This window comes from Vibrio sp. 970 (genome assembly GCF_033339075.1).
Genome location: NZ_JAWOTW010000533.1, coordinates 1 through 601 on the forward strand (window position 1 = coordinate 1; position 601 = coordinate 601).

Sequence of the window (601 nt, forward strand, 5' to 3'; positions counted from 1 at the left end):
CGCCCCAATTAACGCAAATACTAGGTGAGATTTTGGATGCACTCGCTGGCAAGGTGGTGCTGGTGCACTACAAGAATATCGAGCGGCAGTTTTTTTATAATGCGCTTTTAAACACCATTGGCGAAGGGATTCAGTTTCCCGTCGTCGATACATTGGATATCGAGTACGCACTTCAACGCCGAGAATGTTCAGGCATTTGGAATAAGTTAAAAGGTAAGAAGCCAGGGTCAGTGAGGTTAGGGCATGCTCGGGAACGATATGGTCTGCCTGCTTATCAACCGCATCACGCATTAACGGATGCATTGGCGACGGCAGAGTTGTTTCAAGCTCAGTTGCAATATCACTTTAACCGAGACATGCCAATTTCTGCTATTTGGCAATAAATGTTATTTACCTTAAACACAAAAACATCAAATGATCGATGGAGGTATTTCCTTTTAAGATGCTAATGAGAGCTACTACTTTAAGAAAATACATATACTTAAACTTGTGCTTGGTGATGTGAACTAATCATCACTCAAACTCCTACAAAGTATTTAAATTTGGTCACGTATTGTTAAGGAGATTATTCGTGAGCACCGACAATAATGGTGGGATTAAA

At 41.1% G+C, this 601-nt stretch carries 1 pseudogene; it reads left to right on the forward strand.

Annotation, left to right across the window (positions count from 1 at the left end):
• Window positions 1–383: pseudogene (locus R7Q11_RS27705) on the forward strand (3'-5' exonuclease); the annotation flags it as partial.
• Between the last annotated feature and the right edge of the window lie 218 nt (window positions 384–601).